This is a genomic window from Massilia niastensis DSM 21313 (genome assembly GCF_000382345.1).
Lineage (GTDB): Bacteria > Pseudomonadota > Gammaproteobacteria > Burkholderiales > Burkholderiaceae_D > Telluria > Telluria niastensis.
In genome coordinates this window covers 42,979-68,258 of the sequence record NZ_KB908076.1, presented here as the reverse complement: position 1 = coordinate 68,258, position 25,280 = coordinate 42,979, and the positions used below count along the sequence as shown (strand labels likewise).

At 66.7% G+C, this 25,280-nt stretch carries 23 protein-coding genes; 14 read left to right on the top strand and 9 right to left on the bottom strand.

The genetic code is table 11. The features are described from left to right. Positions 1–179 precede the first annotated feature (179 nt). Genes H162_RS0100315 through H162_RS29790 form a run of 3 tightly spaced genes read left to right on the top strand, consistent with a single transcriptional unit; the run spans position 180 to position 3,572 of the window. Positions 180–2,396 (top strand): TonB-dependent siderophore receptor, encoded by a 2,217-nt coding sequence (locus H162_RS0100315; RefSeq protein WP_026354063.1) that lies wholly within the window; start codon positions 180–182, stop codon positions 2,394–2,396. 36 nt (positions 2,397–2,432) lie between these two features. After that, positions 2,433–3,176, top strand: a complete 744-nt coding sequence (locus tag H162_RS0100310; RefSeq protein WP_020651441.1) for a DUF4198 domain-containing protein — start codon at positions 2,433–2,435, stop codon at positions 3,174–3,176. 27 nt (positions 3,177–3,203) lie between these two features. After that, positions 3,204–3,572, top strand: a complete 369-nt coding sequence (locus H162_RS29790; RefSeq protein WP_020651440.1) for a hypothetical protein — start codon at positions 3,204–3,206, stop codon at positions 3,570–3,572. A gap of 99 nt (positions 3,573–3,671) precedes the next feature. Here the strand turns inward: H162_RS29790 and H162_RS0100300 are convergent, their stop codons facing one another. From H162_RS0100300 to H162_RS0100270, 7 genes are all read right to left on the bottom strand, one after another. Further along, on the bottom strand, positions 3,672–4,280 hold the full coding sequence (locus H162_RS0100300) for a histidine kinase (protein ID WP_020651439.1): 609 nt from the start codon (positions 4,278–4,280) through the stop codon (positions 3,672–3,674). A 204-nt stretch (positions 4,281–4,484) separates the two neighbouring features. Further along, complete coding sequence (locus H162_RS0100295; RefSeq protein ID WP_020651438.1) at positions 4,485–5,387, bottom strand: CopD family protein; 903 nt, start codon at positions 5,385–5,387, stop codon at positions 4,485–4,487. After that, a complete protein-coding gene (copC, locus tag H162_RS0100290; RefSeq protein WP_020651437.1) occupies positions 5,388–5,744 on the bottom strand; it encodes a copper homeostasis periplasmic binding protein CopC in 357 nt (118 codons plus the stop codon). It abuts the gene before it with no gap. 25 nt (positions 5,745–5,769) lie between these two features. Further along, a complete protein-coding gene (locus tag H162_RS0100285) occupies positions 5,770–6,069 on the bottom strand; it encodes a copper-binding protein (protein ID WP_020651436.1) in 300 nt (99 codons plus the stop codon). A 21-nt stretch (positions 6,070–6,090) separates the two neighbouring features. Continuing rightward, entirely contained in the window at positions 6,091–7,488 is a 1,398-nt protein-coding gene (locus tag H162_RS0100280) for a multicopper oxidase family protein (protein WP_020651435.1), read from the bottom strand. 13 nt (positions 7,489–7,501) lie between these two features. After that, positions 7,502–8,851: a TolC family protein gene (locus H162_RS0100275; RefSeq protein ID WP_026354062.1), complete on the bottom strand. Its 1,350-nt coding sequence runs from the start codon at positions 8,849–8,851 to the stop codon at positions 7,502–7,504. Between the two features lie 68 nt (positions 8,852–8,919). Continuing rightward, a complete protein-coding gene (locus tag H162_RS0100270; RefSeq protein WP_020651433.1) occupies positions 8,920–9,336 on the bottom strand; it encodes a hypothetical protein in 417 nt (138 codons plus the stop codon). A 270-nt stretch (positions 9,337–9,606) separates the two neighbouring features. Here H162_RS0100270 and H162_RS0100265 point away from each other — a divergent pair, with 270 nt between their 5' ends. The 11 genes from H162_RS0100265 (at position 9,607) to H162_RS0100215 (ending at position 22,758) form a co-directional block, all read left to right on the top strand. Further along, the gene (locus H162_RS0100265) at positions 9,607–10,425 is read left to right on the top strand and encodes a GNAT family N-acetyltransferase (protein WP_020651432.1); all 819 of its coding nucleotides are present in this window, start codon (positions 9,607–9,609) and stop codon (positions 10,423–10,425) included. Beyond that, positions 10,422–11,354, top strand: coding sequence for a 2-hydroxyacid dehydrogenase (locus H162_RS0100260; protein ID WP_020651431.1), 933 nt, complete (start codon positions 10,422–10,424; stop codon positions 11,352–11,354). The genes H162_RS0100265 and H162_RS0100260 overlap by 4 nt, the downstream gene beginning before the upstream one ends. 140 nt (positions 11,355–11,494) lie before the next feature. Next, the gene (locus H162_RS0100255) at positions 11,495–12,883 is read left to right on the top strand and encodes an aspartate aminotransferase family protein (protein WP_020651430.1); all 1,389 of its coding nucleotides are present in this window, start codon (positions 11,495–11,497) and stop codon (positions 12,881–12,883) included. Positions 12,884–13,082: 199 nt separating this feature from the next. Beyond that, positions 13,083–13,580, top strand: coding sequence for an Lrp/AsnC family transcriptional regulator (locus tag H162_RS0100250; protein WP_020651429.1), 498 nt, complete (start codon positions 13,083–13,085; stop codon positions 13,578–13,580). A gap of 154 nt (positions 13,581–13,734) precedes the next feature. After that, complete coding sequence (locus tag H162_RS0100245) at positions 13,735–15,234, top strand: NAD-dependent succinate-semialdehyde dehydrogenase (protein WP_020651428.1); 1,500 nt, start codon at positions 13,735–13,737, stop codon at positions 15,232–15,234. Next, positions 15,231–16,199: a M14 family metallopeptidase gene (locus H162_RS0100240; RefSeq protein ID WP_020651427.1), complete on the top strand. Its 969-nt coding sequence runs from the start codon at positions 15,231–15,233 to the stop codon at positions 16,197–16,199. The genes H162_RS0100245 and H162_RS0100240 overlap by 4 nt, the downstream gene beginning before the upstream one ends. 22 nt (positions 16,200–16,221) lie before the next feature. Next, a complete protein-coding gene (locus H162_RS0100235) occupies positions 16,222–16,581 on the top strand; it encodes a cupin domain-containing protein (RefSeq protein ID WP_020651426.1) in 360 nt (119 codons plus the stop codon). Between the two features lie 59 nt (positions 16,582–16,640). Beyond that, positions 16,641–16,964 carry a hypothetical protein gene (locus H162_RS29785; RefSeq protein ID WP_156885406.1) on the top strand — a complete coding sequence of 108 codons (324 nt, stop codon included), beginning with the start codon at positions 16,641–16,643 and terminating at the stop codon, positions 16,962–16,964. 114 nt (positions 16,965–17,078) lie between these two features. Further along, a complete protein-coding gene (locus H162_RS0100225) occupies positions 17,079–18,344 on the top strand; it encodes a TolC family protein (protein WP_020651424.1) in 1,266 nt (421 codons plus the stop codon). After that, positions 18,341–19,579: an efflux RND transporter periplasmic adaptor subunit gene (locus H162_RS0100220; RefSeq protein ID WP_020651423.1), complete on the top strand. Its 1,239-nt coding sequence runs from the start codon at positions 18,341–18,343 to the stop codon at positions 19,577–19,579. The genes H162_RS0100225 and H162_RS0100220 overlap by 4 nt, the downstream gene beginning before the upstream one ends. 14 nt (positions 19,580–19,593) lie before the next feature. Beyond that, positions 19,594–22,758: a CusA/CzcA family heavy metal efflux RND transporter gene (locus H162_RS0100215; RefSeq protein WP_020651422.1), complete on the top strand. Its 3,165-nt coding sequence runs from the start codon at positions 19,594–19,596 to the stop codon at positions 22,756–22,758. 342 nt (positions 22,759–23,100) lie between these two features. On the opposite strand, the gene H162_RS29780 is transcribed toward H162_RS0100215, so the two are convergent. Continuing rightward, a complete protein-coding gene (locus H162_RS29780) occupies positions 23,101–24,528 on the bottom strand; it encodes an aspartate ammonia-lyase (RefSeq protein ID WP_020651421.1) in 1,428 nt (475 codons plus the stop codon). 9 nt (positions 24,529–24,537) lie between these two features. Continuing rightward, positions 24,538–25,269 carry a hypothetical protein gene (locus tag H162_RS0100205; RefSeq protein ID WP_020651420.1) on the bottom strand — a complete coding sequence of 244 codons (732 nt, stop codon included), beginning with the start codon at positions 25,267–25,269 and terminating at the stop codon, positions 24,538–24,540. Positions 25,270–25,280: the final 11 nt, after the last annotated feature.

Here is a 25,280-nt window from a genome sequence, read left to right as displayed (position 1 = left end):
CGCGGCGCCATGCCGCACGGTCAGCGTGCAGTGCTGACCGCCGCCGCAATCTGTGCTGATTCATGCATAAAGAAACGCGATTTATGTTTTATGACCGGCGCATTACGCGATAAGCAATGCAGGAGCACATGTTGTAATCGATTCATACAAACAACGTATGAACCCAACCGGAGCCTGTCATGTATCCATCACGTTACTGCACCCTGGCGCTGTTTCTCGCGGCTACCTATCCACTGATCCCGGCCACGGCAGCGGATACCCCCGACAAGGATCTCGTGGCGGAGGCGGCTGCCGCGGCGTCGCCCGAAGCGCCTGCGGGCGCCCCTGCCGCGGCCCCCGCCCCCGACCTGGGAGCGGGAGCGGGAGCGGCGGGAGACGGCGAGATGCGCAAGGTCAGGGTCAACGGCCAGCGCCAGAACTACCGGGCCCTGTCGGCCACCGGCGCGACCAAGACCGACACCCCGATCAAGGACCTGCCGCAGAGCGTACGCGTGCTGACCGGCGACCTGCTGAAGGATGTGGGCGTGACCGACCTGGCCGGGGCGCTCGACCTGACCAGCGGCATTTCGCGCCAGAGCAACCTGGGCGGCCTGTGGGACAGCTATTCGATGCGCGGCTTTACCGGCGATCCGAACTTCGGCTCCGACTTCATGGTCAACGGCTTCAGCTCGAGCCGGGGCTACAACGGCCTGCGCGATGGCGCCAACACGGCCAGCGTGGAAGTGCTCAAGGGTCCGGCCTCGGCCCTGTACGGCCGCGGCGAGCCCGGCGGCACGGTGAACATCACCACCAAGAAGCCGCGCTTCAAGCCGGAATACATGGTCGAAGCCTCGGTCGGCAGCCACAACCTGCGCCGCGCCGCCGTCGACCTGACCGGCCCGATCAGCGAAACCCTCGCCTACCGGCTCAACGCCGCCCATGAAAAGGCCGACAGCTTCCGCGACACCCTGCACACCAAGCGCTCCTTCGTCTCGCCTTCCTTCATCTGGCTGGTCGGCGAAGCCACCACGGTGTCGTACGAGGTCGAAGCGAGCCGCCAGGACACCCCGTTCGACCGTGGCGTCGTGGCCGTCAACGGCGTGCTCGGGCTGATCCCGAACTCGCGCTTCCTGGGCGAGCCGGGCGACGGCCCGACCAGGGTGGAGACGCTGGGCCACCAGGTGTTCGTGCAGACCGAATTCAACGAGAACTGGAAGCTGCAGACCGGCGTCGCCTACCGCGAGAGCTCGATGAAAGGCGCGTCGAGCGAAGCGGTCAACCTGCTGGCCGACGGCGCCACCCTGCGCCGCCAGCGCCGCGATCGCGACTTCGACGCCACCGACCGCTCCGGCCGCATCGAAATCCTCGGCAAGTTCGATACCGGTCCGGTCAAGCACAATATCCTGGTGGGGGTCGACGCCTACAAGTTCGACGACACCCGGATCCAGCACCGCCGTACGCCGACCGCCGGCAACCCGTACACCATCAATATCTTCAACCCGGTGTACGGCAAGACCGCGGATCCGATGATCCCGTCGATCAATACGCTCGAGAACCAGAAGGCCAAGGGCGTCTACGCCCAGGACCAGATCGACCTGACCGAGAAGTGGAAGGCGATGCTGGGAGTACGCCGCGACACGTATGACCAGACCGTCACCAACCGTCTCATCAATGCGGTGAACGACCAGGACCTGTCGGCCACCAGCCCGCGCGTCGGCCTGGTGTTCCAGCCGAACAGCAAGTGGTCGCTGTACGCCACGGCGGCCAAGGGCTTTCGTCCGAACAGCGGCATCAGCATCGACAACCAGGCCTTCCCGGCCGAGGAAAGCCGCTCGTACGAGGCCGGCGCCAAGCTCGAAACGGCGGACGGCAAGATCTCCGGCACCCTGGCGGTGTACAAGATCGAGAAGGAAAACGTCCTGGCCACGAACCCGATCGACGTCAACTTCTATGTGTCGGCCGGCGAGGTCGCCAGCAAGGGCGTGGAAGTCGACATCGCCGGCGAGATCATGAAGAACGTGCGCTTCTCGATCGCCTATGCCTACACCGATGCCAAGGTCACCAAGGGCGATAACCTCATCCGGACCGGCTCGCAATTCCCGAACGTGCCGAAGAACAGCGCCAGCGTGGTGCTGACCCCGATGTTCAAGCTTGGCAGCGGCACCGCCAGCCTGGGCGGCGCCGTGATCTACGTCGGCGAGCGCATGGGCGACGTGGCCGCGTCCACCAACTTCAGGCTGCCTTCGTACACCACGGTGCGCCTGATTTCGTCCTACTCGCCGAGCAAGAAGCTGCGTTTTTCGCTGAACGTCGAGAACCTGCTCGACAGGCAATACTACGCCAGCTCGTACAGCCAGGTGTGGGTGGCGCCCGGCGCCGACCGCAGCGTCGTTTTCAACGCTCAGTACAAGTTCTGAGTACTGTTCCATGACCCAACGGAGAAAGAGGCAAACATGAAGAAGATCGGCAAGCTCGTCACCCTCGCGGCAATCACCGGCAGCCTGTTCGCGGGCTCGCTCGCACAGGCGCACGGCATCTGGTTCGCGCAGCGCGCCACCCAGCTGGCGCTGCTGTACGGCGTCGGCGCCGACGACCTCGACATCGTCAAGCGCGCCAGCCAGGTCACCAGCATGACCGCCTACGACGGCGCCGGCAAGCCGGTCGAGACCTCGGTCCAGCCGGATGGCCGGCTGATGCTGGTCGATACCAGCAACCAGCCGGCGGTCGTGGCGGCCATCATGGACAACGGCACCTGGAGCAAGACGCCCGACGGGAAATGGCACAAGAAAGGCAAGGACGAAGTCCCGACCGCCGTCGTCAGCGAGCATACCTACAAGTATGCGGTCCACCTGCGCGCCCCGTTGACCGCGCCGCTGGGCGCGATCCCGGGCCACGTCCTGCAGGTGGTGCCGGTCGAGACGGCGCTGCCGCCAATGATCGGCGATCCGATCAGGCTGCGGGTGCTCTACAAGGGCAAGCCGGTGGCCGGCGCCCGCGTCCTGCATGACTTCATCAACGATCCGGACGGCAAACCGGTGCTGAGCGGGGCCGACGGAACGGTCACGATCAAGGTGCGCAACCAGGGCCTGAACGTGATCGCCGCGATCCTCGATGCTCCGCCGGACGAGCCGGCCAAGTACAACAAGACCGAGCACCTCGCCTCGCTGTCCTTCGTGCTGGCGCACGCACCCGAATAAACCGCTGTTACCTTACAGGAGAATCACATGAAGTACATCTTGGGAACACTGCTGCTGTGCAGCGCCTCGCTGGTGATGGGCAGTGCGCACAGCCATGGCACGCCGATCGCCAACCATGGCGGCGTGGTGCAGGCCGTCGGCGAAACCTGGCTCGAGCTGGTGGTCAAGGGCGACAAGCTCGAACTCTATCTCGAGGACGACGGCGATCCGATGCCCAGCGCGGGCGTGTCGGGCACCGTGAGCGTTGCCGGCAAACCGGGTGAACTCACCCTGGCCCCGGCCGGCGCCAACAAGCTCGAGGCCAAGGGCGCGGTGCCGGCCGGCGCCAGGGTCACGGCCAAGCTGCTCATGGCGGACAAGAAGACCAAGGTCGCGACGACCTTCGCCCTGAAGTAATCCAGGCGTGTTCGCGACGCCCCGGCCTGCCTCGGGCACGCCGGGGCGTTCTTCACTGCGGCGCGGTCACCGCCAGGGCCTCTCTCCCCCGACCTTCATTCAACCTTCGGCCAGACTGCGTTCGGCGGCCAGGATCATGGCATCGGCCTGGCAAAGTTTTTCCCTGATGCGCTTCGCCAGGCGAATGACGTGCGGGTCGGATGATTTCAATTCGAGGAGCTGGGCGGATGTATGCGCCACATGAAGCGGATTGCGCAAGTCGTCGGACAAGGTCTTGACGAAGGCGCCACTGGCTTCCTTGTTCAGCGCGCTATAGGCAATCATCAGCTCGCGCGTGGCGGATTCGATGCAATGGCCGATGAGCTCGGCGCCGCACCTGGTCAGTCCAAGGCCGTTGGCCTCCGCCACCGAGAAAACCGCCTTGCGAAAAATCTGCATCTCATGGACCAGATCATGCGCGCCATATTGGCTCATGATGACATCTTCGGGACCGACAATGCTGCCTGCATCCGTACCGGACGTGGCGACGGAAGCCGACGCACAAGAGGAAAGCGCCCTGGTCATGTCTTCGTACAGGGTCTCGAGCGCCTCGATCAGCCTCGGCTTGCCAAGCTTGTCGAAGGTCGGCCCTTCAACGGAGACATGCTTCCTCCAATGCGCGAAGACTGCGTCCCGACAGGCTGCGAATGCGCCCGCAAGGTCATCCATGGAAGCATGTCGACTACAGGCATTTTCCGTACGCATTTCGACTCAACTAGTTATTAATTATAGGTTATGTACAGTCAAGGAAGCATTTGACCTAAACCATGAAATTAACAGATGAATTGTCCATATAGTGTAATGATTTGTATTGACGACAATGGGAATCACGCTGGTCGTCGGGCGGCCTGGATGCAGTGCTCGAGAAAATGATCAAGACCAGGTTCCCGGCGGCTGGTTCGAGGTCAGGACGGCTGCCGCGACCAGCGCACCCAGCAGTATCACCAGTTCGATCCGCAGCACCTTCACCACCAGGGCCCGCCTGAGCAGCGAGGCTGTCACAGCCGGGAAGCCGAACAGCTTGTTGTATCCGCCCAGCGCCACCGCGAGCGCGACCAGCGCCACCTTGAACACCAGCGCGTTGCCGTACAGGTTGCCAAGCAGGTGTTCGAGCCCGCCAAGCCGATGCCAGGCATTGTAGATGCCGGTGGCGCCGATCCCGACCAGCGCCACCGTGGCCCAGTCGGATACGCGGCGCAGGTAAGTCGCCAGTTGCCCGGTTCCCGGCCAGCCTGTCCTCGCGCGAGGCAGCACCAGCCAGCCTGTCATCGCCACCAGTCCGAGCCAGAGGGCGATCAATACCAAGTGCAGCCATTCGACCAGTGCGCCAAGACTCAGCAAGCCATCTTCGGCGGCATGGCTGACCGACACGCGCGCGAGCGAAAACGCCAGCAGCAGTGCGGCCAGCAGCGCGCCGCCGGCGCGTCCGCGCCGGCCGCCCAGCACGACCAGCCCTGCCGCCGCCAGCGCCGCCAGGCCGAGCAGCCCGGCGCGGCCATAGGCGGTGCCCAGGGTCGGGGCCAGCATCGGCCCGGCCTGGTGCAGGGCGACCCCGCCCATGACGGCGGCGGCGGCCCACAGTCCCGTCGCGCTGCCGAGCACGCCGACAGCCGCGGCCCAGCGTTCGATGCGGGCCAGTCCGCACAGCGCCACCCCTTCCAGGTCCGGCGCTGCGTCGCGCAGCAGGAAGCGCGTGCATAGCGCACCGAGCAGGCCTGCGAAACCGAGGTTCGCAAGGACGCTCGCCCCGGCCTGGAACAGCGTGACGCCGTCCATCTACTTCACCGTGAAGCGGAACTGCCCGGTGCGGCGATGGCCGTCGGGGCCGACCCCGGTCCATTGCACCGCATACGCGCCGGGCGCCAGTTCGGGCATCTCGAGTTTCAGGTTGGCGCCATCGGCCTGCCCTTTGCCGGCAGCCACCTCCTTGCCGCTGGCATCGCTGACCTTGACCGAGCTGAAGGCCGGCTCGATCTTTTCGTTGAACACGAGCGAGATTTCCTTCGGCGCGCTGACGCTGCTGTTGGCCGCGGGGCTGGATTCCTTCAGCATGGCGTGGGCGGCGGCATAAGGGGCGGCGAAGATGGCGCCGGCGGTGGCGCAGGCCATGGCAAGGGTATGCAGGGGTTTCATGTGTCGACTCCTCGGTGATGAAGGGTTATTGAATCTTGTCGGCTTCCAGCGCCGTCACGGTCAGGGCGCCATCGACCTTTTCGGCCAGGAAGCGCACCTTGTCGCCGACGGCGGCACGTTCCAGCATGTCCTTGTCCTTCACCTTGAACACCATGGTCATCGGCATCATGCCCAGGTTCTTCAGTTCGCCGTGGCGGATGGTCAGGGTGGAGGCGTCCTTGTTCACTTTCCTGATCTCGCCTTCGGACAGCGCGGCTTCCGTGGCCAGGACGCTTGCGGAGCTGGCCAGCATGGCTGCCAGCGCGAGGGTACGTAGGGTTTTCATTGGCTTTCCTTTCGTCGTCGATCATCCATGTCCCGCATGCCCGGCGGGCTTGCGTACGTTCAGGTGCACATCGGCGCCCTGCTTTTTCGCCGGCATCAGCCTGCCGCCGGCGCTGCTGCTGCGTTGCGGCTCGGCCAGTTCGCCGGTCCACTCATAGGCCACGGTGCCGGGCGGATGCTGGTACCAGCCCGGATCGGCATAGTTCCCGCGCGGCTGGTCCTTGCGCACCTTGAGCACGGTGAACATGCCGCCCATCTCCACCCCGCCGAACGGTCCCTGCCCCGTCATCATGGGCAGCGTGTTGTCCGGCAGCGGCATTTCCATGCCATCCATCGAACCGCCCTTGTCCCCCATCACCATGTAGTCGGGCACCAGGCGGTTGATCTTGTCGGCCACGCCCTGGTGATCCACCCCGATCATGGTCGGCACCTCGTGGCCCATCGCGTTCATCGAGTGGTGCGACTTGTGGCAGTGGCAGGCCCAGTCGCCGAGGTCGGTGGCGTCGAATTCGATGGCGCGCATCTGGCCGACCGCGACATCGGTCGTCACTTCCGGCCAGCGCGACGCCGGCGGCGTCCAGCCGCCATCGGTGCCGGTCACGGTGAATTCGTGGCCATGCACGTGGATCGGGTGGTTCGTCATCGTCAGGTTGCCGACCCGGATGCGCACCCTGTCGTTCTGGCGCACCACCAGCGGGTCGATGCCCGGGAACACCCTGCTGTTGAAGGTCCACAGGTTGAAGTCGGTCATGGTGTTGACCTTCGGCGTCGCCGTGCCCGGCTCGATGTCGTAGGCGTTCAGCAGGAACACGAAATCGCGGTCGACCTTCATGAACTCGGGGTTCTTCGGATGGGTGACCCAGAAGCCCATCATCCCCATCGCCATCTGCACCATCTCGTCCGCATGCGGGTGGTACATGAAGGTGCCGGGCCGCCTGGCCTCGAACTCGTAGACGAAGGTCTTGCCCGGCGGGATGCCGGGCTGGTTCAGGCCCGTCACGCCATCCATGCCGTTCGGCAGGCGCTGGCCGTGCCAGTGGACGCTGGTCTGTTCCGGCAGCTTGTTGGTGACGAAGATGCGCACCCTGTCGCCCTCGACCACCTCGATCGTCGGTCCCGGCGACTGGCCGTTGTAGCCCCACAGGTTCGCTTTCATGCCGGGCGCCAGCTCGCGCACGACCGGCTCGGCCACCAGGTGGAACTCCTTGACGCCGTTGTTCATGCGCCATGGCAGCGACCAGCCGTTCAGGGTGACGACCGGATTGAACGGGCGCCCATTCGGCGGCGGCGGCGGCGGCTGGGTGCGGGCGTCGGCCTGCACCACCGCTTCCGGCAGCGAGGCGGCGCCGACACGGCTGACCGCCGCGGCGCTGACGGCGACGGCGCCCGCGCCCTTGAAGAAATCTCTACGTGTGAACATGCGTGGTCCTTGTCTATTCGTTGGCGCCATTGCCATGGATGGCCGCCTGCAGGGCGGTGTCCGCGACCCAGAAGTCGCGCTGCGCGTCGATCGACGCCTGGACGCTGGCGATCTGCTCGCGCGCGTCGAGCAGGAGTTCGAACACGCTGGCCAGCATGCCGTTGTAGCGCAACAGCACTTCATCCGAGATCTGCCTGCGCAGCGGGACGATCTGGTCGCGGTAGCGGCGCGCACGCCCGTAGGCGCTGTGGTAGGCGGCGTGGCTCTGGCGTACTTCGGAGCGCGCGCGCAGCGCCGTGTCCGCGGCGCGATGCACCGACTGCATGTAGGTCGCCTCGGCCCGGGCGGTGTTCGCGCCGCCCCAGTCGAACAGCGGCAGCTCCAGGCTGATCTCGTAGCCGTTCTCGCGCGGCTCGCCGCTCACGCTCTTGTTGATGTAGCTGGCCTCGAGCACGTTGATGACGCGGGTGGCGCGCGTCAGGCCGAGCGACTTCGCCGTCGCCCTGGTGTCGGCCTTGGCCGCCAGCACATCCAGGCGCGAGTCCAGCGCCTCCTGCTGCGCATTGCCCAGCGGGCGCACCTGCTCGGGCAGTGCCGGCAGGCGTTGCGGCAGGACGAAGCCGCCCTCTTCCGCCGTCACGCCCAGCAGCCGCGCCAGCGCTTCGCGCGTGTCGATGGCCTGCTGGCGCGCCTGGTCCAGCTGGTCCAGTACCTCGCCGTGGAAGGCTTCCTCGCGCGCCTGGTCGAGACGGCTCCAGTTGCCGGCCCTGGCCATGCGCCGGGCCAGCTCGGTCGATGCTTCGGCGGCCAGGTTGGCCTGCTCCATGTAGCGCGCCCGCTCGTTCGCCGCCACGGCTTCGAAATAGGCGCGCTGGGTATCGTGGGCCAGGCGCACCGTGGCGCCGGCCGCCGCCAGCTGGGCCTGGGCAAAGCGCCGCTGTTCGATGCCCTTGCGCACCGGCAGGGTCAGCAAGCCGATCAGGTCGAAGCTGACGACACGCTCGATTTCGCTGCTGTCGCCGCCGCGCAGCTTGCTGTAGCTGATCCCCGGATTGCGCATCGTGCCGGCCTGCACCAGGTCGGCCTCGACGATCCCGAGTTCGGCCAGGGAGGCCTTGAGGCTGCGGTTATTCATCAGCGCCACCTGGACCGCCGCCTGCGGCGTCAGCGGCTGCCTGAGTACGTCGGCGGCGGCGCCGCTCGTCGCCGCGCTATCGCGGCTGAGCGTGGCCTGCTGCCCGATACGCTCGGAGCTCATCTTCGAGACGGCATCCAGCCCGCCGTCGGGTGAGAACGTGCTGCAACCGGCAAGCAGCAGGACTGCGCAGGCGGCAGTCGGCCTTTGCCAAGAAAATCTTGTCATAGTCATTTCCAGATCATGTCGGGAGAAGACAGCTGCCGGCCCATGCGTCCGGGGCTGCCGCGGAACGGTCAAGCGGCGTGGCGCCGGGGCGGACGTTCCGGAGCGTCCGGTACATGATCGGCCAGAGCACGTGCGGCGGCCTGGGTCCCGGTCCCGCCATGCAGCAGGGGGACGGGAAGAAAGTCGTCGGGCAGCACGGCCGCCACGCTGCAGTGGGCGACACAGCTTGCACAGGCATGCGCCGCGTGCGCCTCGTGCTTCGCGCCCCAGGACGGCGGCGTGTGGGCGTGCTGCTGCCCGGCCCCGGACGGCGCCGCGTGCGCGCCGCCTTCATGGGCGTGATGGCTTGCGCCCTGCCCGGCCGGCAGTTGGACGTCCTTGCCGGACAGCGGACCACAGCATGCGAGCAGGCCCGCCGCAACGCCCTGCAGGGACGTGATGCAGATCAGGAAGCCAAGCAGCAGATGGACGAGCGAACGTTTCATGACCCTACTGTAAGGCTTGCCATGGGGGGAAGGTCAAGCGGATTCGGAGACAAAAAACAAACTCACGATATCCCGGAAAAATGCACGCCCGTTTCGGCACTTTGTGCCGAAACGGCGGACCGGCATGCGACATCGTTGCGTTCTTCCCTGCGTGCTGGCGCAAGGCGCAATGGCTGGGGTAGCATCAACTCCGAACGGCGCAAACCGTGTGCCGAAAAGGAGAAAGTGGTGACAACCCCAGTTACTCAAACCGACATCCAGTACCGCCGGATGTCCGAGCACGATATCGAGGCGGCGCACAGGCTGTCGATGTCCGTACGCTGGCCGCACCGCGCCGACGACTGGCGCTTCGTGCAGCGTCTCGGCACCGGCTTCGTTGCCGAACATGAGGACAAGATCATCGGCACCGCCCTGTGCTGGAGCCACGGCGTCCAGTTCTCGTCGATCGGGATGGTCATCGTTTCCCGCGACTGGCAGGGCAAGGGCGTCGGCCGCAAGCTGATGGCGAAGGCGTTGTCCGAACTCGGCAAGCGCAACGTGCTGCTGCATGCGACCGAGGCCGGCGCCGGGATGTACCAGCACCTCGGCTTCGAGGCCGTCGGCGCGATCCACCAGCACCAGGGCACGGTGTTCCAGCCGCCGCTGGTGGGGCTGCCTCCCGGCGAGCGCATCCGCCCGCTCGGCTCGCGCGACGCGCCCAGGCTGGCCGCACTGGGCGCGCGCGCCAGCGGCATGCCGCGGGCGACGGTGCTGTCCGCCCTGCTCGGCGTGGCCGAGACTGTCGTCATCGACCGCTACGACGAAGTGATCGGCTGCGCGATGCTGCGCCGCTTCGGCCATGGCTACGCGATCGGTCCGGTCATCGCGCCCGACATCGAACGCGCGAAGGCCCTGATCACCCACTGGGCCGGCACCTATGCCGATTCCTTCGTGCGCATCGACGTGCCGTCCAGCAGCGGACTGGGCGACTGGCTCAACGGGCTTGGCCTGATCCAGGTCGACTCGGTGGTGGCGATGGTGCGCGGCGAGGCGCCGCTGCCGGATGCCGACGTCAGGCAGTTCGCCATCATCAACCAGGCGCTTGGATGACGGCCGAGGTCTTCCTCTACAAGGCGGATCCCGTGCGCGGCGCCGAATGGGCCGCGCTGTTCCGGGAAAAGGCGCCGCAGCTCGCCTTCGCGCAGTGGCCCTACAGAGGCGATCCAGCCCGGGTGCGCTACCTGGCGGCCTGGGTGCCGCCGGCCGACCTGTCCTGCTTTCCCAACCTGGAAGTCCTGTTTTCGGTCGGCGCCGGGATCGACCAGTTCGATCTCTCCACGATCCCGCCGCGGGTGGCGCTGGCGCGCATGGTCGAACCGGGCATTGTCAAGGGCATGGTCGAATACGTGACCCTGGCGGTGCTCTCCCTCCACCGCGAATGGCTCACCTACCGCGACCAGCAGCGCGCCGCGCAGTGGCAGGCCTTGCGCGTGCATCCCGCGCGCAGCCGCCGCATCGGCGTGATGGGACTGGGCGTCCTGGCGCAGGCGGTGCTGGGACAACTGCGCGGCCTGGGCTTTCCCTGCGCCGGCTGGAGCCGTTCCAGCCACACGCTCGAGGGCGTCGAATGCTACGCCGGCGCCGATGCGCTGCCGGCCTTCCTGGCGCGCACCGATGTCCTGATCTGCCTGCTGCCACTGACGAACGACACGCGCGGCATCCTGGACCGGCGCCTGTTCTCCCTGCTTCCGCGCGGCGCCGCCCTGGTCAACTGCGGGCGTGGCCCCCATCTCGACCAGGAGGCCCTGCTGGAAGCGCTCGACGCGCAGCAGTTATCCAGCGCCATCCTCGATGTCTGCGAACCCGAACCGCTGCCGGCCGATCATCCGTTCTGGCGGCACCCGCAGATCATGCTGACCCCGCACATCGCCAGCATGACGCAGCCGGAAACGGCGGTCGACGTCATCCTCGACAACATCGAACGCCACCGCACGGGCCAAGTCCTGACGGGCCTGGTCGACCGCGCACGCGGCTACTGAAAGGGCCGCGCGGCCGCAGCAGAATATGCCGAACCGGGTCCGAATTCACAACGAACGCTAGTTCCGGCACGCTCACTACGAAAGCTCGCGCTGCCGCTCCGGACCTATGATGGTCTCATCCACCAACAGGGAAGGCCATCATGCAAAGCACGCAAGGAAACCAACTGGTCGAACTCGACCGCCAGCACCTGATCCACCCCGTCACCAATTTCCGCGCCCACGAAAAGCGCGGCGTCACCATCCTCGAGAGCGGCAAGGGCGCCTGGCTGCGCGATATCGACGGCAACGAGCTGCTCGACGCCTTCTCGGGCCTGTGGTGCGTGAACACCGGCTACGGCCAGGAGAGCATCGTGCGCGCCGCCACCGAGCAGCTGCAGCGCCTGCCCTACGCCACCGGCTATTTCAGCTACGGCTCCGAACCGGCGATCCGGCTCGCCGCCCAGCTGGTCGAGCTGGCGCCGCCCTCGCTGCAGCACGTCTACTTCACCCAGGGCGGTTCGGACGCGGTCGACGCGGCGATCCGCTACGTGGTCTATTACTACAATGCGCTCGGCAAGCCGAACAAGAAGCACTTCATCTCGCTGCAGCGCGGCTACCACGGCTCCTCGGCCGCCGGCGCGGGCCTGACCGGCCTGCCCGTGTTCCACCGCCATTTCGACCTGCCCTCGCTGCACCAGCACCATATCCCCTCGCCCTACCCTTACCGCAATCCGGTCGGCCAGGACGACGCCGCAATCATTGCCGCCTCGGTGCAGGCGCTGCGCGACAAGGTGGCCGAACTGGGCGCGGACAACGTGGCCGCGTTCTTCTGCGAGCCGATCCAGGGCTCGGGCGGCGTGATCGTGCCCCCAGCCGGATGGCTCAAGGCCATGGCCGACACCTGCCGCGAACTGGGCATCCTGCTGGCGGTCGACGAAGTCATTACCGGCTTCGGCCGCACCGGTCCCCTGTTCGCCTGCGAGGCCGAAGACGTGCGCCCCGACCTGATGACGGTGGCCAAGGGCCTGACGGCCGGCTACGCGCCGATGGGAGCGGTCCTGATGTCGGACGCCATCTACCAGGCGATCTCGGAGTGCGCGGGGCCGGATATCGCGGTCGGGCACGGCCAGACCTATTCGGCCCACCCGGTCAGCGCGGCGATCGGCCTCGAAGTGTTACGTCTCTACCACGAAGGCGGGCTGCTGGAAAACGGCATCGCCCAGGGCCCGCGCTTCAGCGCCGGCCTGCGCGCGCTGCTCGATCATCCGCTGGTGGGCGACGCCCGCAACCGCGGCCTGGTCGGGGCCCTGGAACTGGTGGCGGACAAGGAGAGCAAGCGCCAGTTCGACCCGTCGCTGCGGCTGAGCGAGTCGATCGCCGAGGCGGCCTATCGCAACCGCGTGGTGTTCCGCGCCTTCAATGACAACATCCTCGGTTTCGCGCCGGCCCTGTGCTACACGGAGGAGGAATTCGACCTGCTGTTCAAGCGCCTGAAACGCACGCTCGACGAGGTACTGGAACTGCCGGCGGTGCGCGCGGCCATGTCCTGAGTTGCCCGGCCTTGCCGCCTGTCGATGCAGCAGGCCCCTACCCCTGCTGCATAATAACCACACAGGTTTCAGGAGATTAGCAGGTTTTAAACCTCAACGATAGATGCGCCAAATTTTATGCTGCGCCCCTTGCAGTTCTGCGTGGAATGGCTGCTACAATCAGTGACAGTTTGCTTTGTAGACACACAGTGGGGGTTGTATGCTGGACGGTGCCTTTAAACTGGACAGGATCGATATCAGGATCCTTGCCCACCTTCAAAAAAGCGGACGTATCGCGAACGTGGACCTGGCCGACTCGGTCGGCCTGTCCCCGAGCCCATGCCTGATTCGCGTCAAGCGCCTGGAAAAAGGCGGTTTCGTGACCGGCTATGGCGCACATGTCGAGATGGAAAAAATCGGCAATGTCCAGATGGTGTTCACCCAGGTGACACTCTCGGATCACCGCCGCGAGGACTTCGCCAAGTTCGAGGCGGCCACGCGCAAGATCGATGAAATCACCGAATGCCACCTGGTCAGCGGCGGCTTCGACTACCTGCTCAAGTTCGTCACCACCGGCGTGGTGCACTACCAGACGATCATCGAAGGATTGCTCGACGCGCACATCGGCATCGAGAAATATTTCAGCTATATCGTCATCAAATCGCCCTTTACCAAGAGCTACTACCCGGTCGAAAAACTGTTCGCGCAATCCGCGTAACGGCCTCTTTCGCAGCCTCGGGCGGTGCGGCATAAAATGCTGCCGCCGCCAAAAAATCACAACTTCTGCTCTTTCCGGATGGCCATTACGCGCCATGCGACACGCGGGGGATCGCTAACATGATCAGCATCTCAACCCAACCGCGAGCGTCACAATGGACAGAGCATTCAGGAACGACCTCCAACTGGCACGCCCGGAACTCATCTGCGCGGGCAACTTCATCGCCGGCGCCTGGAGCGCAGGCCAGGCCGGCGCCAGCTACCCGGTCACCGATCCGGCCAGCGGCGAGGCCTTTGCCGAGGTGGCCGACAGCGATGCGCTGGACGCCCGCGCCGCCGCCGACAGCGCCGCCGCCGCCTTCGACGCCTGGCGCCACCGTCCCGCGCGCGAACGTGCGCAGCTGCTCAAGCGCTGGCATGCGCTGATCCTGGCCAATGCCGACGACCTGGCGCGTTTGATCTCGCGCGAACAGGGCAAGCCGCTGGCCGAGGCACGCGGCGAGGTGAATTACGGCGCCTCCTACGTCGAGTGGTTTGCCGAGGAAGCGGTGCGCACCTATGGCGACATGATCCCCGAAGGTGGACGCGGCCGGAAGCTGATGGTGGTCAAGGAGCCGGTCGGCGTGGTGGCCGCGATCACCCCCTGGAACTTCCCGCTGGCGATGATCGCCCGCAAGATCGCCCCGGCCCTGGCCGCCGGCTGCACCGTGCTGGCCAAGCCGGCCGAGGATACGCCGCTCACCGCGCTGGCGCTGGTGCGGCTGGCGCAGGAGGCAGGCATTCCATCGGGCGTGCTGAACATCGTGACCGCCTCGCGCGCCCGGACCCCGGTCGTGGTCGGCGAGTGGCTGAACGATGCCCGGGTGCGCAAGATCACCTTCACCGGTTCGACCGCAGTGGGAAAAAGCCTGGCGCGCGACTCGGCCGCCACCCTGAAGAAGCTGTCGCTCGAACTGGGCGGCAATGCGCCCTTCATCGTGTTCGGCGACGCCGACCTCGACGCCGCCGTCAACGGCCTGATGGTGTCGAAATTCCGCAACGGCGGCCAGACCTGCGTCAGCCCGAACCGCGTCTACGTGCAGCGCGACGTGTACGCCGATTTCGCCGAACGCCTCGCTGCGAAGGTCCGCGCATTGAAGGTCGGACCGGCGACCGACCCGGCCGCGCAGATCGGCCCGATGATCAATGCGCGCGCGCTCGACAAGATCATGCAGCACGTGAGCGACGCCCTGGCGCGCGGCGGCGTGCTGCTGGCCGGCGGCACGCAGGTCCAGCCGGCCGGCGCGCACGGCACCACCTTCCACGCGCCCACCCTGATCGGCAACGCCAGCGCCGACATGCTGCTGGCGCGCGAGGAAACCTTCGGCCCGGTGGTCGCCCTGTTCCCCTTCGACGACGAGGACGAGGTGGTGGCGCTGGCCAACGACACGCCGTTCGGACTGGCCGCCTACTTCTACGCGCGCGACATCGCCCGCGTCTGGCGCGTCGCCGACCGCCTCGAGACCGGCATCGTGGGAATCAACGAAGGCGCCCTCGCCGCCGAATCGGCGCCGTTCGGCGGCGTCAAGGAATCGGGCTACGGACGCGAAGGATCGCGCTACGGCCTGGACGATTACATGCACACCAAGTACCTGTGTCTGGGAGGAGTGGAATGAACATGGCCGAACGCGAGGTTTATCCGATCGAAGTGGAGTTCCCCGACATCTCGGCCTATGCCGAGGGCAACGCGGGCCTTCCCTACGCCTACACCTTCGACAGCAGCGTGCCCGGACCGCACGTCATGATCAACGCCCTCACCCACGGCAACGAGGTGTGCGGGGCCATCGCGGTGTGCGGCCTGCTCGACGCCGGCCTGCGCCTGCGCCGCGGCAAGCTGACGCTCGCCTTCGCCAACGTCGACGCCTACGCCCGCTTCGACCCCGCCAACCCGGACGCCTCGCGCTTCGTCGACCAGGATTTCAACCGTGTCTGGAGCGAGGCCGCGCTCGACGACGCCAGCCGCGATTCGAGCGAACTGCGGCGCGCGCGCGCCATGCGGCCGCTGGTGGACAGCGTCGACTGGCTGCTCGACCTGCATTCGATGCACGAACGCAGTGCGCCGCTGAACGTCTGCGGGCCGCACGACAAGGGCATTGCCCTCGCACGCAGGCTGGGCGTCCCGGCCTGGATCGTCAGCGACGCCGGCCATCCGGAAGGACGCCGGATGCGCGACTACGGCGGCTTCGGCGAGGCCGGCAGCCCGAAGGAAGCGTTGCTGGTCGAGTGCGGCCAGCACTGGGAGGCGCAGGCGGTGGCGGTCGCGCGGGACTGCAGCGCGCGCTTCCTGCTGCTGGCCGGCGTCATCGACGAACAGGACCTGCCGGCCGGCTGGCTGGCGGCGCCGGGCGCGCCGGTGAAGGTCGTGCGGGTCACCGAGCCGGTGGTCGCGCGCAGCATGGACTTCCGCTTCGCCGGCCCCTACACCGGGCTCGAAACCTTCCCCGAGCAGGGCAGCGTGATCGGCTGGAACGCCGGCGAACCCGTCACCACGCCCTACCCGAACTGCGTGCTGGTCATGCCCTCGCTGCGCCAGCTGCGCGCCGGCGTGACCGTGGTCCGCTTCGGCCAGCTCCTCCCTTGATTTCCCTCACCGTGAGAACACCATGACCATGATCCGCTTTGCCGACATCACCCCGGAAGTCCGCCACCAGCATCCGGACGAAGACCGCCGCATCCGCGGCAATCCGCTGCGCACCAGCCAGGAATACTTTGCGAACGAGGTGCATGGCGTGCGTTCCGGCACCTGGAGCGCCGAAGCCGGCTCCTACCGCATCGCGCTCGACGAGGACAAGCACGAGTTCTTCCACATCCTGACCGGGAAGGTGGAGATCTCGAACGAGGACGGCAGCGCCACCCTGGCCTATGGTCCGGGGGACACCGGCGTCATCCCGCCCGGCTTCAAGGGCGTGTTCGATATCGTGGAACCGGCCAGCAAGTTCTGGGTCGTCACCGAACGCCGCTGAGCAATGCTATAGTTCCTTCCATGGCCCGCCGTTTCGTCTATCTCGTGCTGACAATCCTGATGCTCCAGCTTAGCTGGAGCACGGTGGCCGAGTATTGTGAACACGAAACCGGGCGCGCCGCCCAGCATCTCGGGCACCATTCGGCGCTGGAAGGCTCCGACCAGGAAGCCTTCGCTGCCAACGATCCGCCGTCCAAGGCCAAGGCGGACTCCCTGCATTCGCATTGTTCGTCGTGCGCCCATACCTCGCTGTCCTTCGAGGGTCTTCCGGGCGCGCTCGCGGTCCTGGAATCGGCGCGCTTCGCGCCATTCCCGGCATCGTTCCGCTTCTCCTCTTCCTACCCGGCCCCGCCCGAGCGGCCTCAATGGATTGCCGCCGTCTGATTCGGCGGCGGTGCGTATTGCATTCCCATTCCTGAACACCAGGGCCGTCATCGCGACGGTCCTGATACGGCTCGCTGCTGAATACCCTTCGTCGATCATTTTCGGAGTTTATTCATGCATTCCAAACGATTCATCGTCGGGGCGCTCGTGCTGTCGGCATGGGCGTTCCCGGCTGCGGCGCAGGACGCCAATCCGGCCGCCGCCCCGGCGCTGACGCTCGACCGGGCGGTCACGCTGGCCCTGGAAGCCAATCCCGGCCTGCGCGCCAGCGCCCTCGATGTGGCGATCGCCGGCGGCGCCCGGCGCCAGGCCGGATTGATTCCCAATCCCGAAGTCTCCTTCCTCAAGGAAGGCACCGAACGCGGCGCCCGGACCCGGACCGTCGAGCTCAGCCAGGTGTTCGAGCTGGGCGGCAAGCGGCGTGCGCGCATGGCGCTTGCGGAGCGCGACAGCCAGCTCGCCGCCGGCGCCCTCGATGTCGCCCGCACCGAACTGCGCGCCGACGTGAGCGCGGCTTACTTCGACGCCTTGAGCGCGCAGGAGCGCGTGCGCCTGGCCCGGACTTCGCTCGATATCGCCGCCAAGGCCAGGGTGGCCGCCGAAAAGCGGGTAGCGGCAGGCCGCGTCTCGCCGCTCGAGCAGTCGCGCGCCACGGTGGCGGAATCCACCTCCCGCCTCGAGCTGGCGCAGGCGCATGGCGAACTGGCCATCGCGCTCGATGCGCTGGCGGCGTACTGGGGCGAGACCCGGCCCGCGGCCCGGACCTTGGCCGAACCCGCAGTCGAGCTCCCGCCCCTGCCTTCCCTGGACGCCCTGCGCGCCCAGCTGGGCGATTCGCCGCAGCTGCGCCGTGCGCGGCTGCTGGCAGCACGCGAGGACGCCCAGGTCGGGGTCGAGCGCAGCCTGCGCATGCCGGACCTGACGCTGGTCGTCGGCCGCAAGAAGGAAGACGAGATCGGGCGCTCGCAAACCGTGGTAGGCGTATCGCTTCCGCTTCCGCTGTTCAACCGCAACCAGGGCAATCTGCACACTGCCCTCAGCCGTGCCGACAAGGCGCGCGCCGGGATGGATGCCGAGCGCGTGCGGCTCGAGCAGGCCCTGTCCGCCGCCTACCGGCGCGCCCAGCTGGCCCGCGAACAGGTGCGCAGCATGCGCGAGGAAATCCTCCCCGCCGCGCAGCAGGTGTTCGACGCCGCCGTGACCGGATTCGAGGCCGGCAAATTCGGTTTCCTGGACGTCCTCGACGCCCAGCGCACCCTGCTGCAAAGCCGCGCCCAGTACATCCAGGTCCTGCATGAGCGCTATCGCTCCATGACCGACCTCGACCGCTTCGTCCAGGCAAGCGCCGACACCACTACACCCGACAGGATCACGCCATGAAGCTCGACATCGACAGGAAATCAGCCATCTCCATCCTCGGGGTCATCGGGATCGGCATCGTTCTCGCCCTCGCCATCCTGTTCTGGAAGGGAGACGGCGCGCACGCGCAGGAGCACGACGGGCATGGCGGACACGCCGAGCACGCGGAACACGAAGGGGAAGGCGCGGACAAGGCCCACGCCGGGGAAGACGACCACGCCGGCGAGGCCGGCGTCATCGCCATGAGCCAGCAGCAGATCCAGGCGGCGGGCATCGCGACCGCCGTCGCCGCGCCGGCCAGCATCCAGACCGAGATCGTCCTGCCGGGCGAGGTGCGCTTCAACCAGGACCGCACCGCCCACGTCGTGCCGCGGGTCGCGGGCGTGGTCGAATCGGTCGGCGCCGCGCTGGGCCAGGATGTGAAGAAAGGCCAGCCCCTGGCCGTGATCGCCAGTGCGGAACTCGCCGAACTGCGCAGCGCCACCCTCGGCGCCGACCGCCGGCTCGAGCTGGCGCGCGTGACCTACGAGCGCGAGAAAAAACTGTGGGAGCAAAAAATCACCGCGGAGCAGGATTACCTGCAGGCGCAGCAGGCATACCGCGAAGCACATATCGAGGCGCGCTCGGCGCGCGCCAAGCTGACGGCGCTCGGCGCGGAGGTATCGGCGGGCGCGCTCAACCGCTTTGTGCTGCGCGCGCCGTTCGACGGCGCCGTCGTGGAAAAGCACCTGTCCCAGGGCGAGGCCGTGAAGGAGGACGCCAACGTCTTCCTGATCTCGGACCTCTCGACCGTGTGGGTCGAGATCGTCGTCACCGCCAGGGACATCGAATCGATCCGGGTCGGCCAGCCGGTCACGATCAAGTCGTCGGCCGGCAGCGCTTCCGTGACCGGCAAGGTCAGCTACGTCGGCAACCTGCTCGGCGAGCAGACCCGCACCGCCACCGCGCGCGTCGTGATCGACAATCCGGGCCTGGCATGGCGCCCGGGCCTGTTCGTGAACGTGTCCCTGGTGCGCGGACAGAAAGAAGCGGCCGTCGCCGTCCCCCTCGAAGCCGTGCACACGCTCGAAGGCAAGACCGTCGTGTTCACCAGGACCGCGAAGGGCTTCCAGGCGCAGCCGGTGACGACCGGCGCCAGCGACGGCAAGCTGGTCGAGATCCTCGACGGCCTGTCCGCCAATTCGGCCTACGTCACGACCGGCAGTTTCGTCGTGAAGGCCGAACAGGGCAAGGGCAGCGTCGAGCACGCACACTGAGCGAGGAGTCAAGCATGTTTGAACGCATCATCCGCTTCGCCATCGGGCACCGCTGGCTGGTCATGCTGGCCATCCTCGCGATGTCCGCCGTGGGCATCTACAGCTACCAGAAGCTGCCCATCGACGCCGTGCCCGACATTACCAACGTCCAGGTCCAGATCAACACCTCGGCGGTCGGCTACTCGCCGCTCGAAGTCGAGCAGCGCGTCACCTTCCCCCTCGAGACCGTGATGGCGGGCCTGCCGCATCTCGAGGAAACCCGGTCGCTGTCGCGCTACGGCCTGTCGCAGCTCACCGTCATCTTCAAGGACGGCACCGACATCTACTTCGCGCGCCAGCTGGTCAACCAGCGGATCCAGGAAGCCAGGGAAAGCCTGCCGGCCGGGATCGCGCCGGTGATGGGTCCGATTTCGACCGGCCTGGGCGAAATCTACCTGTGGACGGTGGAGAGCGAGCCCGGCGCCAGGAAGCCCGACGGCACGCCCTACACGCCTGCCGACCTGCGCGAGATCCAGGACTGGATCATCAAGCCGCAGCTGCGCCAGGTGCCGGGCGTCACCGAGATCAATTCGATCGGCGGCTTCGCCAAGGAATACCTGATCGCTCCCGATCCGGCCAAGCTGAGCTCCTACAGCCTGTCGCTGTCGGATGTGGTCAGCGCGATCGAGCGCAACAACAACAACGTCGGCGCCGGCTACATCGAGCGCCGCGGCGAGCAGTTCCTGATCCGCGCCCCCGGCCAGGTGCGCACCCTGGACGACATCCGCAACACCATCCTCAGCAACGTGGGCGGCGTCCCGATCCGCGTGCGCGACGTGGCCTCGGTCGAGCTGGGCCGCGAGCTGCGCACCGGCGCCGCGACGGAAAACGGACGCGAGGTGGTGCTGGGCACGGTGTTCATGCTGATCGGCGAAAACAGCCGCAGCGTCTCCCAGGCGGTCGCGAACAGGATGGTCGAGGTGAACCGTTCGCTGCCGAAGGGCGTCAAGGCCATTCCCGTGTATGACCGGACGGTCCTGGTCGACAAGGCGATCGATACGGTCAAGAAGAACCTGCTCGAGGGCGCCGTCCTCGTGATCGTGATCCTGTTCCTTTTCCTCGGCAATCTCCGCGCGGCCCTGATCACCGCCATGGTGATCCCGCTGGCGATGCTGTTCACCTTTACCGGCATGGTGACGTACCGGGTCAGCGCCAACCTGATGAGCCTTGGCGCCCTCGACTTCGGCATCATCATCGACGGCGCCGTGGTCATCGTCGAGGCCTGTGTGCGGCGCCTGGCGCATGCGCAGCAGCAGGTCCGCCGCGAGCTCACCCTGAGTGAGCGCTTCCACGAAGTCTTCGCCGCCGCCAGGGAAGCGCGCCGCCCCCTCCTGTTCGGCCAGCTCATCATCATGGTGGTGTACCTGCCGATCTTCGCGCTCTCCGGCGTCGAGGGCAAGATGTTCCATCCGATGGCCTTTGCCGTGGTCGCGGCGCTGGCCGGGGCCATGATCCTCTCGATCACCTTCATTCCCGCCGCCGTGGCCCTGTTCATCGGCAAGCGCGTCACGGAAAAGGAAAACCGCATCATGCTCATGGCCCGCAGCGCCTACGCACCGGTCCTCGGGAAGGTCTTGCGCAACGGCGCCCTGGTGATCACCAGCGTGGTGGTGCTGGTGCTCCTGTCCGGACTGCTGGCATCGAGGCTGGGGAGTGAATTCATTCCGAACCTGAACGAGGGCGACCTGGCCATGCAGGCGCTGCGCATTCCCGGCACCAGCCTGAGCCAGTCGGTCGAGATGCAGAAGCAGCTCGAGGCGGGACTCAAGGCGAAGTTCCCCGAGATCGAGCGCATCTTCGCCCGCACCGGTACCGCCGAGATCGCATCGGATCCGATGCCGCCGAATATCTCGGACGCCTACATCATGCTCAGGCCCGAATCCGACTGGCCGGCGCCACGCAAGACCCGGGCCGAACTGATCGAGGCGATCCAGGAAGAGGCCGAAAGGCATGCCGGCAGCGCCTACGAACTCTCGCAGCCGATCCAGCTGCGCTTCAACGAGCTGATCTCGGGGGTGCGCAGCGACGTCGCCGTGAAGGTCTACGGCGACGACATGGACGTGCTGGCGGCGACCGGCAAGGAGGTCGCGGAAGTCCTCGAACGGGTGCCGGGCGCCTCGGAGGTCAAGGTGGAACAGACCGGCGGCCTGCCCATGCTGACCGTGAACATCGATCGCGAACGGACTGCGCGGTATGGCCTGAACATCGGCGACGTCCAGGAAGCCCTGGCGATTGCCACCGGCGGACGCGAGGCCGGGACCATGTTCGAGGGCGACCGGCGTTTCGCCATCGTGGTGCGGCTGCCGGAAGCCATGCGCAGCGATCTCGACGCCTTGCGCCAGCTGCCGCTGCCACTGCCGGCCAGGGCGGCCAATGCGATGACCTATATTCCCCTGGGCGAAGTCGCCAGCCTCGATTTTACCCCGGGGCCCAACCAGATCAGCCGCGAAAACGGCAAACGGCGCATCGTCGTCAGCGCCAACGTGCGTGGACGCGATATCGGCAGCTTCGTCTCCGAGGCCGAGGCCGCGATCGCGAGCCGGGTCACCGTCCCGGCGGGCTACTGGACCAGCTGGGGCGGCACCTTCCAGCAGCTGCAATCGGCCACCCAGCGCCTGCAGATCGTGGTGCCGCTGGCCCTGTTCATCGTCTTCACGCTGCTGTTCGTCATGTTCAACAACGTGAAGGATGGCTTGCTGGTGTTCACGGGGATTCCGTTCGCGCTGACGGGCGGCGTCATTGCCCTGGCCATGCGGGGGATCCCGATGTCGATCTCGGCGGCGGTGGGCTTCATCGCCCTGTCCGGGGTGGCGGTGCTGAACGGGCTGGTGATGATCTCGTATATCCGCAGCCTGCGCGAGGAAGGCATGGGGCTGGACCAGGCGATCACCCACGGCGCGCTGACCAGGCTGCGGCCGGTGCTCATGACGGCGCTGGTGGCGTCCCTCGGGTTCGTGCCGATGGCGATTGCGACCGGCACCGGCGCGGAAGTGCAGCGTCCGCTGGCGACGGTGGTCATCGGCGGCATCCTGTCGTCGACGGCGCTGACCTTGCTGGTGCTGCCCCTGCTCTACAGGCTGGCGCATCGCAAGGATGCCGGGAAGATGCCGGTGAAGCCCGAAGAGGCTGTCGTTCAATAAGACAGGAGGGCCGGGCCTGGGCATTCAGGGTCAGGTCTGTCATTCGGACATGGACGCACAAGCCTTGCGAAATCTCAGAAAGGCTTTTCGTACGCTGAGACTTTTTCCATCTTTCCGACATGGTCCGTGATGCACAGGTTTCGGTGACAAATGTGAGTCGGGCATTGACGAGTTTGGGATAAACAAACCAGCACTTTGAGATAGAGCAAAGGTACTTGATCGGTGTCCGAATGTCAGATCTGACCCTGAATGCCGCGGCGGTCCGGTCCGACGCCATCAAGGAAAACGCCGTTCCCGCATGCGCGGGAACGGCGTTTTCACTTGCAGGACCGGGCGGGGCGACTAACCGGCTGCGGCCGGCACCCCTACTCCGCCATCCACGCGCGGCTGGGTCAGCAGTTCCGGCTGCAGGATCTGGTCGAGCTGCGACTGGCTGAGCCAGCCCTTTTGCAGCACCAGTTCGGCGATTCCCCGTCCCGACACCAGCGCTTCGCGCGCAATCGCGCTGGCCCGGCTGTAGCCGATGTAGGGATTGAGCGCGGTAACGAGCCCGATCGAAGCGCGCACCGCCGTGTGGAGGAAGTCGGTGTTGGCCGTGATGCCGCTGATGCAGCGCGTCTCCAGCACATGGCAGGCCGCGCGCAGGTGCGCCAGGCTCTTGAACAGGCTGTGGGCGATGACCGGCTCGAAGGCGTTGAGCTGGAGCTGGCCGGCCTGCGCCGCCAGTGTCACCGTCAGGTCGTTGCCGATCACCTCGAACGCCACCTGGTTCACCACTTCCGGAATCACCGGATTGACCTTGCCCGGCATGATGCTCGATCCGGCCTGCATCGGCGGCAGGTTGATCTCCCCCAGGCCCGCCCTCGGGCCGGACGACAGCATCCGCAAGTCATTGCATACCTTGCCGAGCTTGACGGCGCAGGCCTTCAGGACCCCGGACAGCTCGACGAAGGCGTCGGTATCCTGCGTCGCGGCGACCAGGTCGGGCGCGGTGCGCAGCGGCAGCCCGGTCAGGTTCGCCAGGTGACGCCGCACCGCCTGCGCGTAGCCGGGCGGCGAATTGATGCCGGTGCCGATCGCGGTCGCCCCCAGGCTGATCTCGCACAAGCGGTCGAGCGCGCGCAGCAGGGCCGTGCGGTCGGCATCGAGCATCACCGAATAGGTGGCGAATTCCTGTCCCAGGGTCATCGGCACCGCATCCTGCAGCTGGGTGCGTCCCATCTTCAGGACCGCTGCGAACTCCACCGCCTTGGCGTCGACGGCGAAACGCAGCGCGTCGAGCGCGTCCAGCAGGCGCAGGCCGGCGGCGTGCAGCGCGAGCTTGAGCGCGCATGGATAGACGTCGTTCGTGCTCTGGCTGAGGTTGACGTCCTCGTTCGGATGCAGGAGCGCGTAGGCGCCGCGCGCCTGGCCCATCAGTTCGAGCGCGCGGTTGGCGATGACCTCGTTCGCATTCATGTTGGTCGAGGTGCCGGCGCCGCCCTGCAGCATGTCGACCACGAAGTGCTCGTGCAGCCTGCCCTCGCGCAGCTCCTGGCAGGCGAGGACGATCACGCGGCATTTCGCGGCGCTCAGGATGCCGAGCTCGCAGTTTGCCAGCGCCGCCGCCTGCTTGATGTCCGCCAGCGCCACCACCAGGTCCGGATAGTCGGCCAGCCGGGAAGCGCTGATGGCGAAGTTTTCCAGCGCCCGCAGCGTGTGGACGCCATAGTAGACCGCCTGCGGGACCGCGCGCTCGCCCAGCAGGTCATGCTCGAACCGGATACTCATACTCGCTCCTTAACGTACGATCTGGATTCCGAGGTTGATGCTCAACCCGCCGTTGCCGTTGTGGCGGCCGATGGCGCGCTCGACACCGGCTACCAGGATGAAGCTGTCGTTGAGAGACAGCTTGAACCCCGCTTCCGCTGTGCTCTGGCGTCCGACCGACGACACCAGGCTGTGATGCAGGTCGATCCGGCACTCGATATTCGGGGTGCACTGGTTGAGGATCTTGAAGCCGCCTACCCATTCGCTGTCGCCGCCGTTGTGGGAGAGTTTGCGCCCGACCTCCAGGAAGGCGCCGGTGTTCTCCGTGTGCAGGCCGACGATCACGGGCAGGATGACGCTGCGCTCCGACTCGACCACGCCGCGCCGCTCTGCGCTCTTCGACGGGGTCCACGCATATTGCGGGAACACCGCCAGCGAGAAGCCCGCGCGCTCGTGGTCGACCAGGCGCCACTTCAGGCCCGCCACCGCGGCCCCGGTGCCGGCGATCCTGGCGCTGCCCGGCTCGCGCAGGCTGACGCGCGAGCCGCCCAGCAGGAACTGGCCGCGCTCGCCGACGCCATAGTTGATGTCACCGGCCGGAAGGCCGTATTCCCAGCCGTCGTTGTCGGTACGGGCGGCGCTGACGCCGAGGTTGATCTCCCACCCGCCTTTGCCGGGCGTGTCGGTGTCTTCGGTCGCGGCTGCGCCGCCGGCCAGGCCGGCAAGCAGCAGGCAGCACATCAGCGAGCGCCCGATGTTCATCAGGCACGTAT

Coding starts and splice junctions, on each gene's coding strand:
- H162_RS29785 (WP_156885406.1), top strand. CDS start 16,641: ATGCTCCAGCTTAGCTGGAGCACGGTGGCCGAGTATTGTGAACACGAA.
- H162_RS0100255 (WP_020651430.1), top strand. CDS start 11,495: ATGCAAAGCACGCAAGGAAACCAACTGGTCGAACTCGACCGCCAGCAC.
- H162_RS0100285 (WP_020651436.1), bottom strand. CDS start 6,069: ATGAAAACCCTACGTACCCTCGCGCTGGCAGCCATGCTGGCCAGCTCC.
- H162_RS0100310 (WP_020651441.1), top strand. CDS start 2,433: ATGAAGAAGATCGGCAAGCTCGTCACCCTCGCGGCAATCACCGGCAGC.
- H162_RS0100300 (WP_020651439.1), bottom strand. CDS start 4,280: ATGGATGACCTTGCGGGCGCATTCGCAGCCTGTCGGGACGCAGTCTTC.
- H162_RS0100260 (WP_020651431.1), top strand. CDS start 10,422: ATGACGGCCGAGGTCTTCCTCTACAAGGCGGATCCCGTGCGCGGCGCC.
- H162_RS0100250 (WP_020651429.1), top strand. CDS start 13,083: ATGCTGGACGGTGCCTTTAAACTGGACAGGATCGATATCAGGATCCTT.
- H162_RS0100295 (WP_020651438.1), bottom strand. CDS start 5,387: ATGGACGGCGTCACGCTGTTCCAGGCCGGGGCGAGCGTCCTTGCGAAC.
- copC (WP_020651437.1), bottom strand. CDS start 5,744: ATGAAACCCCTGCATACCCTTGCCATGGCCTGCGCCACCGCCGGCGCC.
- H162_RS0100275 (WP_026354062.1), bottom strand. CDS start 8,851: ATGACAAGATTTTCTTGGCAAAGGCCGACTGCCGCCTGCGCAGTCCTG.
- H162_RS0100315 (WP_026354063.1), top strand. CDS start 180: ATGTATCCATCACGTTACTGCACCCTGGCGCTGTTTCTCGCGGCTACC.
- H162_RS0100220 (WP_020651423.1), top strand. CDS start 18,341: ATGAAGCTCGACATCGACAGGAAATCAGCCATCTCCATCCTCGGGGTC.
- H162_RS0100280 (WP_020651435.1), bottom strand. CDS start 7,488: ATGTTCACACGTAGAGATTTCTTCAAGGGCGCGGGCGCCGTCGCCGTC.
- H162_RS0100240 (WP_020651427.1), top strand. CDS start 15,231: ATGAACATGGCCGAACGCGAGGTTTATCCGATCGAAGTGGAGTTCCCC.
- H162_RS0100225 (WP_020651424.1), top strand. CDS start 17,079: ATGCATTCCAAACGATTCATCGTCGGGGCGCTCGTGCTGTCGGCATGG.
- H162_RS0100270 (WP_020651433.1), bottom strand. CDS start 9,336: ATGAAACGTTCGCTCGTCCATCTGCTGCTTGGCTTCCTGATCTGCATC.
- H162_RS29780 (WP_020651421.1), bottom strand. CDS start 24,528: ATGAGTATCCGGTTCGAGCATGACCTGCTGGGCGAGCGCGCGGTCCCG.
- H162_RS29790 (WP_020651440.1), top strand. CDS start 3,204: ATGAAGTACATCTTGGGAACACTGCTGCTGTGCAGCGCCTCGCTGGTG.
- H162_RS0100265 (WP_020651432.1), top strand. CDS start 9,607: ATGTCCGAGCACGATATCGAGGCGGCGCACAGGCTGTCGATGTCCGTA.
- H162_RS0100235 (WP_020651426.1), top strand. CDS start 16,222: ATGACCATGATCCGCTTTGCCGACATCACCCCGGAAGTCCGCCACCAG.
- H162_RS0100205 (WP_020651420.1), bottom strand. CDS start 25,269: ATGAACATCGGGCGCTCGCTGATGTGCTGCCTGCTGCTTGCCGGCCTG.
- H162_RS0100215 (WP_020651422.1), top strand. CDS start 19,594: ATGTTTGAACGCATCATCCGCTTCGCCATCGGGCACCGCTGGCTGGTC.
- H162_RS0100245 (WP_020651428.1), top strand. CDS start 13,735: ATGGACAGAGCATTCAGGAACGACCTCCAACTGGCACGCCCGGAACTC.